Consider the following 7665-nt stretch of genomic DNA (forward strand, 5'->3'; position numbering starts at 1 on the left):
GTCCCTGGCGGCGTCGTCGAGGGCGTCCAGGGACAGGTACGGATTGAGGTCCTCCAGCTCCACCAGCACCCCCGTCCGCGGCGCGCTCCGGACGGATCCGGCGGGCTCACCCGGCGCGGCGACGGGCACCCGCCCGCCGCTTCAGCGCGCGCCGTTCGTTCTCGTTCGTGCCGCCCCAGACGCCGATGGTCTGGTTGGTGTCCAGCGCCCACTGCAGACACTGCTCCTGGACGGGGCAGCGCCGGCAGACGGCCTTGGCCTGCTCCGCCTGCATCACGGCCGGACCGGTGGTGCCGATCGGGAAGAAGAGGTCGGGGTCCTCGTGGCGGCACGCCGCGTGCTCTCGCCAGTTGTCCATGAAAAGTCACCTGCGCATCGTCGAGTCATCCGTGCCTTCGAAAACGTCTGCTCGCCTTCGGGTGACCTGTCTTGTGGCGGATAAAACTACGCAGTCCCATGCAATCAGGAACTTCGCAGAATCCCCACACCCTCACTGCTCACGGAGACCCCACGGGGTGCCGTAGGCCGTCAGCAGATCCAGGAAGGGGCGGGCGGGGAACGCCTCGGGGCCGAGCACGCCCGTGCCGCTCCACGCCCCGCCGGCCAAAAGCTCCAGGGCGACGACGGGGTTGACCGCCGTCTGCCAGACCACGGCCTGGCAGCCGTACTCCGCCATGGACCACTGGTTGTCGACCACGTGGTACAGGTACACCTCACGCGGCGCGCCGTCGCGGGTGCCGCGCACCCAGGTGCCCGCGCAGGTCTTTCCGTGCATGCGCTCGCCGAGCGTGGCCGGGTCGGGCAGACACGCGGCGACGACGTCCCGCGGCGACACGGTGACGGGGCCCGCCGCGCCGGGCACCGTCACCGGCTCGGTGCGGTCCAGGCCCAGCCGGTGCAGGGTCCTCAGCGTCTCGACGAACTCGGCGCCCAGCCCGTACTTGAAGGTCACGCGCCGCGCGTCGATCCAGCGCGGGACGAGCAGGACCTCCTCGTGCTCGACGTTCACGCACTCCACCGGGCCGATGCCCTCCGGGAAGTCGAACACCTCCGGCTCGCTGAACGGTTCCGTGGTGAACCAGCCGCGGCCCGCCTCGTAGACGACGGGCGGATTGAGGCACTCCTCGATGGTCGTCCAGATGCTGAACGAGGGCGCGAAGTCCAGTCCGTCGACGGTGAGGTTCGCGCCGTCGCGGACACCGATCTCCTCGATCTCGTCGAACAGTTCGTCGGCCGCGTACCGCGCGAACACGTCCGACAGCCCGGGCTCCACGCCCATGCCGACCAGCGCCAGCGCGCCCGCCCGCTCCCAGTCGGCCGCCGCGGCGAACTGCTCGTCGCCGAGCCGGACCCCGCACTCCTGGTAGGGCCGCTCGGGGTGCGGCCGGGACAGGGACATCGCCATGTCGACATAGCTCGCGCCGGCCGCGCGGGCGGCCCGGAACAGGGGCATGACGAAGCGCGGATCGGTGGCGTTGAGCAGGACGTCGCAGTCGTGCCGCGCCAGCAGCTCCCGCACCGCCGCCTCGTCCGCGGCGTCCACGCGCTCGGCGAGGAAGCGGGCGTCGTCACCGAGGGCGGCGACGGCGGCGCCGGCCCGGGCGGGGTCGTAGTCGGCGACGACCATGGCCTCGAAGAACGGACGGCGGGCCGCGATCCGGGTGATGGCGGTGCCCACACCACCGGCGCCCACGAGCAGTACACGCATGGCAGGAACTCCCTGAAGGTCTCTATGGGTTTCGGGTCCCGCGCGGGCCTGCCGGCCGGCACGGAGTCCCTCGGTTCGGAACGGGGCGCGCTCCCCGGGGCCGATCCAACGCCCGCCGGTCGCGTAAGGTCAATGGCGTTGGCATAAGCGCGCAGGGAGGTCCGTCGTGCCCAAACAGGTCGTGCCCGAGGACAGACGGCGGCGGCGCCGGCCCACCAGAGGCGGAACCGTGCTGTCCGAGCGGCTGATCGTCGACACCGCACTGCGCCTGCTGCGGGAGCACGGCCAAGCCGGGCTGACCGCTCGCCGGCTGGGCCACGCCCTCGACTGCGACCCGAGCACCCTGTACCGCTACTTCCGTGGCATGGACGACCTGGTCCTCGCCATCGGCGACGCGCTCGTCGGGCAGGCCCTGCGCGGCTGGCGGGCCACCGGGGACTGGCGGGCCGACCTGCGCGCCCTCGGGCTGCGGATCCACGCGGCCTACGTCGCCCATCCGCAGGCCGCGCAGGTGACCGCCAGCCGGGTCACCGGGCGCGCCAACGAACTGGCCGCCGACGAGGCCGTCCTCGGCATTCTGCGCACGGCCGGCTTCCCCCTGCCTGAGACGGTCCGGATCTACCACGCCTTCGTCGACCAGACCCTGGCCTTCGCGGCGCTGGACGCCGCCGCCCTGGCCCTGCCCAGCGCGGCGCTGCGCGCCGACGAGGGGATGTGGCGCTCGACGTACGCCCGGCTGCCGGCCGAGTCCCACCCCCGGATCGCCGAGGCGGCCCCGCTGCTGGCGGCCCGGATGGTCACCAGTGCCTATCCGACGGCCCTGGACATGCTCCTGGACAGCGCGGAGGCACGGCTACGGGTGGTGAGGGAGGACGCCGGGCGGGAGCGGCCGTAGGCCACCCGCGCGGGCCTGGAGCCGACCGTGCTCCTGAAGGACCCGGCCGGTGCTGCCATAGTGAACCCGAACCGAAAGATGTAACAAGCAACCAGGATGCACGTGGACACCAGCGAGAGCACCGACAGCGGCACCGGGACCCCGGCCGGGGACCGAACCGGGGACCGGCCGGGGGACCCGGACGCCGCCGGACCCGTCCGGCGCGGCTGGCGCCGCTGGGCGATGGACACCCGCCCCCTGCGCCGCCCCGCCTACCGCAGGCTGTGGTCGTCGACCATCGTCACCGCCGTGGGCAGTCAGCTCACCGCGGTGGCCGTGCCCAAACAGATCTACGACATCACGGGCTCCTCGGCGTGGGTGGGCTACGCGAGCCTCGCCGGCCTGCTGCCGATGGTGGTCTTCGCGCTGTGGGGCGGAGCGGTGGCCGACACGATGGACCGCCGCAAGCTGCTGCTGATCACCAACAGCGGCATCGCCGTCACCTCGCTGCTGTTCTGGCTGCAGGCCGTCACCCGGCTGGACTCGGTCGCGACGCTGATGGTCCTGCTCGCACTGCAGCAGGCCTTCTTCGGGCTCAACTCACCGGCCCGCAACGCCTCCATCGCCCGACTGGTGCCTCCGGAGGAACTGCCCGCGGCCAACGCCCTCGGCTCCACGGTCATGCAGACGGGACTGGTGGCCGGACCACTGCTCGCCGGTGCGCTCATACCCGTGGTCGGACTGCCCGAGCTGTACCTCGTCGACGCCCTGGCGCTGTGCGTCACGGTGTGGGCCGTGGTGTGCCTGCCGTCGCTGCCGCCCCTGACGGGCGCCGGCGCGCGGCGCGCAGGCTGGCGCCAGGTAGCCGAGGGGTTCCGGTACATCTCCGGGCACAAGGTGCTGCTGCTGTCCTTCCTCGCCGACATCGTCGCCATGGTCTTCGGCATGCCCCGCGCCCTGTTCCCGCAGCTGGCCGCCGAGACCTACGTGTCCTTCGGTGAGGGGCTCTCGCTGGGTCTGCTGTTCGCGGCGATCCCCGTGGGCGCGGTGATCGGCGGTCTGTTCAGCGGCACGTTCTCGCGGGCCCGCCGGCACGGCTGGATGGTCATCGGCGCCGTCGTGGCCTGGGGAGCGGCCGTCGCCGGGAGCGGGCTGAGCCGCAACCTGTGGATCGCCGTGGTGTTCCTGGCCGCCGCCGGAGTCGCCGACATGGTGTCCATGGTCTTCCGGGGCGCGATCCTGCTGTCCGCCGCCACCGACGACATGCGCGGCCGCATGCAGGGCGTCTTCACGGTCGTCGTCGCGGGCGGTCCGCGCCTTGCCGACGTGCTGCACGGCACCGCGGGCTCGGCCTTCGGTCCCCGCGCGGCCGTCGCGGGGGGCGGGTTGCTGGTCGTGGTGCTGATGCTGCTCCTGGCGGCGGCGGTGCCGGCGCTGCGCCGCTACCGCGTCTGATCCCGGGGCCGGGTGGCGGGGGCCCCGGGCCCGCAGCGAGCGAACGGCTCTACACGGTCCCGCGGCGGGGGTGGAGCGTGTACTGCTCCATCAGCTTCACCCGGGTGGCCTCCAGGCGGTGGGCGAGGATCTCTGCGACGAGCCGCATGAGCGAGAGACCGAGCGCGGGATCCTCCTCGCACAGGTCGAGCACCGACCGCGCGTCGAACTCGTAGGCGCGAACGGGACTGAAGGCCTCGGCGCCGAAGTCCCACTGGTACGGGGGGAAGAGCCACGACCAGCCGAGCAGGTCCCCGGAGCCGAGGCTGGCGACGGTGACCCGGCGCAGGGGCGTCACCTGGAGGTCGAGGGAGACGGCACCGGAACGGATGACCCAGAAACGGTCGGCCGTCCTGCCGGCCTCGAAGATCCTCGCGTCCTCGGGAAAGGAGACCTCGCGAGCCAGCGTCATCAGGCGCTGCCGCTGCGGCTGAGGGAGGGCGCTCAGGAGTTTCGTGGCTCTGGTCATGTCGCGGGGCTCCTCGCCGGCGATGGTTCAGCGCACTTGCCTACGCCCATTCCAGCCGCTGCCGGCGCCCCGGGCACCTCGGCGGAGGCGGCTTTCCGCGGCAGACCCTCCACGACCCGCGCCGGCCGGGCGGCCGCGCGGTGAGCGGTTCGGCGGAGGCACTTGGGCAGAAAAAAGCCCTGGCTGGACGGGGGAAGCCAGCCAGGGCCGTATGCGGCGGCGTACGGAGGACGGTTCCAGTCGACCCCGTCGCCGCTTATGGATGAACAATAAACCATCTCGCGCGGTGTTCCGTCACCGGAACCGGGTCACGTGACCCGGTTCACGTCACGGCGGACGGGTCCGGGCCGTCCTCCTCGCCGTGCCGGCCCGGGGTGAGGATCTCGTCCAGCACTCTGAGGACGGTCTCGTAGGCCATCACGCGCACGGCGGCCTCCTGCCGGCCGTCGGCGTCGGCCGGGCCGGCGGAGTCCCGGCGCGAGCGCCACGCCCGCTCCTCCTCGGCGGCGCAGGTCCTGGCGCGTTGCATGCGCCGCAACAACTCGTCTGAGTCCACGACATCGGTCATGCACACCGGATACCCGCAACGCGGCGTCCCGATGGCCGCCGCACGGGACCGGGGAGGTCTGCCGCGTTTGACGGGGGCCCGGAAGGGTCAGCCGGACCAGTGAGACCCGCGGTGCCCGTGCGACGGGCGGATCGGGCGGACCGCCCCGGGTGACCACCGGCGGACCGACCGCGTCACCTGATCACCGCCCGTTCGCCGGCGACCGCGCGCAGGACCCGACCGCGGAGTTCCGGCCGGGTCCGGCTTCCTTCCATCATCAACGGGGAGCGAGGAATGTGCGAACGGCACACGACCACATCCACTCTCGACACTCACCACGCCGGCCGCCCCGGGGAGCCCCGGTCGTGCGAACCGGCCGAGGTGCGGCGGGCGGTGGAGCGGGCGATCGCCGAGCAGTGCCGCGCCAACGGCACGCCCTGTGACCGGGACGCCCTCTCCGACGCCCAGCTCGTCGCCTCGGAGCTGACGACCAACGCGATACTCCACGGCGGCGGTGTGACCGACTTCCACGTCGACGTCGTCGGCTGCGGGGTGCGGGTGTGCGTCAGCGACCGCAGCGACCGGCCGCCGGTCGTCCAGCCACCCGTCGACCGGCACGGCAGGCGCCGGGTAGGAGGCCGCGGATGGCCGATCGTGTGCCGGCTCGCGCGTGACGTCCAGGTGTCCGGCCTGCCGTCCGGCGGCAAGTGCGTCAGCGCCGTGGTGCCCCTGCCTTGACCGCCGCTTTCGGCGTTCCTGAGGCATGATGCAGAGGAGAGTTGCCGCTTGCAAAGAATTCCCGAAGAAGCGGAGTTTGCCGCTTCGGGGCAAGGGCAGACGGAATTCCGTGCTTCGGACCGGAGGCGCGCCAACGGGAGCGATACGGCTGCTCCGGGCCCTCCGTGTGATCCGGACAGCATCCATCCCGCGGTACATCCCTGAGACCACCGTTCAGGAGCTATCCCGCATGCTCATCGATATGTCGACAAGCCGTCCCGGCACCCCCGACGACCAGGCCGCCAGCCGTACGCCCGACGACCAGGCCGCCACGCGCACGCGGCGATCCCACGACGACGCTCCCGACACCGCGGCACTCTTCGAGCGGCTGGCCGCACTCGAACCCGGCCCAGCACGGGACGCCGCTCGCGACGAGCTCGTGACCGCGTGGCTGCCCATGGCCCATCGCATCGCCGGCCGCTTCCGCGACCGGGGGGAGTCCATCGAGGACCTGCGTCAGGTAGCGGCGCTGGGACTGGTCAAGGCCATCGACCGGTTCGACCCGGCTCGCGGGGCCTTCGAGAGCTACGCCGTGCCGACCATCACCGGCGAGGTCAAGCGGCACTTCCGGGACCGGATGTGGGCCCTGCGGGTACCCCGCCGCGTCCAGGAACTGCGCAACAAGGTCCGTGTGGCCCGCCGCGAACTGACCCAGAACCCCGGCAGCCCCGAGCCGTCGGTCGCCGACATCGCCGCCCACACCGGGCTGACCGAGGACGAGGTCAGCACGGGGATGGAGGCCCTGGACAGCTTCAGCACCCTGTCCCTCGACGCCGAACTGTCCGCCGGGGGCGACGGGTACAGCCTCGCCGACACGCTCGGCACGTCGGACGGCTCCTACGACGTCGTCGTCGACCGCGAGTCCGCCAAGGAGGGCCTGCGCCGGCTTCCCGAACGCGAACGGGCCATCCTCTACATGCGCTTTTTCGAGGACATGACACAAAGTCGTATCGCCGACCGGCTGGGGATCTCCCAGATGCACGTCTCCCGGCTCATCAGCCGGAGCTGCGCCCGCGTCCGCGACGAGGTGCTGGCGGACCGCGGCAACCGCCGCGGCCCGGGGCCGCGACCGGCGGCCATCTGAACTTCCCGGAGTCGGCGCCTGCCGGGCTCCGGCCGGAACGATGCTCGACGAGTCATGGAGCGTGACCGAGTGCTGACCCCCCACCCCGAAGTCCTGCGCAAGCTCGTCACCGAGTACCACGCGGCGCTCGCCGAGGAGCGCGCGAGCGCGGCCGGCGTGCCCGGCCGGTGCGCGCAGGATCTGGCGTACACCCTGTGCGTCTCCACCGGAACCCGTGAGGTCGCAGCGGCGCTGCAGGAGGCCCGGCGCATACTGTCGGCCGCCGCCCCCGCCCGCGCTTCCCGTCCGGGGCAGAGGACGGCCCCTCCCACCGTCACCGTCCCCACCCGGATGAGCACGGTCTCCTCCCTCGTGCCGGCCCGCGCCCGCGCCACGGCCGTGCCGGTGGCCGCCACGGCGTCGGCGGCCGCCGCCCCCGCACCGGTCACGGCACAGCCCGCCGCCGACTGAGTCACGGCACCCTCCGCCGCACGTCCGCCCACGCGGCCCACGACGCCGGAACCCGCGCAGCCGCCCGTATGCGACACCCGCATACGGGCGGCTCGGCGTACCGGCCCCGCGAGGCGCACCCGCCCTCGCCGGGCCAGCGGCTAGTGCCGCGGCAGGCAACGTTCGCCCCGTCGCGACGCCCGGCAAGCCCTCTCGCCGCACCGGCCGGAAGCCCGAGTACATCCAGTACGAGGGCGTCCGGCCGGCACGCCGAGAGCAGATC

Annotated in this window: 9 protein-coding genes; 5 read left to right on the forward strand and 4 right to left on the reverse strand. The window is 72.8% G+C overall.

Features of this window, described 5'->3' with window-relative positions; genetic code table 11:
* Positions 1 to 106 precede the first annotated feature (106 nt).
* Together ACWDNY_RS30880 and ACWDNY_RS30885 are read right to left on the reverse strand one after the other, a co-directional pair.
* A complete protein-coding gene (locus ACWDNY_RS30880; protein WP_451649117.1) occupies positions 107 to 358 on the reverse strand; it encodes a WhiB family transcriptional regulator in 252 nt (83 codons plus the stop codon).
* Positions 359 to 490: 132 nt separating this feature from the next.
* Positions 491 to 1708: a saccharopine dehydrogenase family protein gene (locus ACWDNY_RS30885; RefSeq protein ID WP_451649118.1), complete on the reverse strand. Its 1218-nt coding sequence runs from the start codon at positions 1706 to 1708 to the stop codon at positions 491 to 493.
* A gap of 166 nt (positions 1709 to 1874) precedes the next feature.
* Here ACWDNY_RS30885 and ACWDNY_RS30890 point away from each other — a divergent pair, with 166 nt between their 5' ends.
* Both ACWDNY_RS30890 and ACWDNY_RS30895 read left to right on the forward strand, forming a co-directional pair.
* Positions 1875 to 2603, forward strand: coding sequence for a TetR/AcrR family transcriptional regulator (locus tag ACWDNY_RS30890; RefSeq protein WP_451649119.1), 729 nt, complete (start codon positions 1875 to 1877; stop codon positions 2601 to 2603).
* A 102-nt stretch (positions 2604 to 2705) separates the two neighbouring features.
* Positions 2706 to 4037 carry an MFS transporter gene (locus tag ACWDNY_RS30895; protein WP_451649120.1) on the forward strand — a complete coding sequence of 444 codons (1332 nt, stop codon included), beginning with the start codon at positions 2706 to 2708 and terminating at the stop codon, positions 4035 to 4037.
* A 49-nt stretch (positions 4038 to 4086) separates the two neighbouring features.
* Here ACWDNY_RS30895 and ACWDNY_RS30900 read toward each other — a convergent pair whose 3' ends face one another.
* Together ACWDNY_RS30900 and ACWDNY_RS30905 are read right to left on the reverse strand one after the other, a co-directional pair.
* On the reverse strand, positions 4087 to 4545 hold the full coding sequence (locus tag ACWDNY_RS30900; protein WP_451649121.1) for a cyclic nucleotide-binding domain-containing protein: 459 nt from the start codon (positions 4543 to 4545) through the stop codon (positions 4087 to 4089).
* A 322-nt stretch (positions 4546 to 4867) separates the two neighbouring features.
* Positions 4868 to 5113 (reverse strand): hypothetical protein, encoded by a 246-nt coding sequence (locus ACWDNY_RS30905; RefSeq protein WP_451649122.1) that lies wholly within the window; start codon positions 5111 to 5113, stop codon positions 4868 to 4870.
* 273 nt (positions 5114 to 5386) lie between these two features.
* On the opposite strand from ACWDNY_RS30905, the gene ACWDNY_RS30910 reads away from it, so the two are divergent.
* From ACWDNY_RS30910 to ACWDNY_RS30920, 3 genes are all read left to right on the forward strand, one after another.
* Complete coding sequence (locus ACWDNY_RS30910; RefSeq protein WP_451649123.1) at positions 5387 to 5830, forward strand: ATP-binding protein; 444 nt, start codon at positions 5387 to 5389, stop codon at positions 5828 to 5830.
* Between the two features lie 229 nt (positions 5831 to 6059).
* Positions 6060 to 6953, forward strand: a complete 894-nt coding sequence (locus ACWDNY_RS30915; protein WP_451649124.1) for a SigB/SigF/SigG family RNA polymerase sigma factor — start codon at positions 6060 to 6062, stop codon at positions 6951 to 6953.
* A 54-nt stretch (positions 6954 to 7007) separates the two neighbouring features.
* Positions 7008 to 7403, forward strand: a complete 396-nt coding sequence (locus ACWDNY_RS30920; RefSeq protein ID WP_451649125.1) for a DUF5133 domain-containing protein — start codon at positions 7008 to 7010, stop codon at positions 7401 to 7403.
* The last annotated feature ends 262 nt before the right edge of the window (positions 7404 to 7665 follow it).

The sequence above is a fragment of the Streptomyces sp. NPDC003697 genome, from assembly GCF_053587115.1.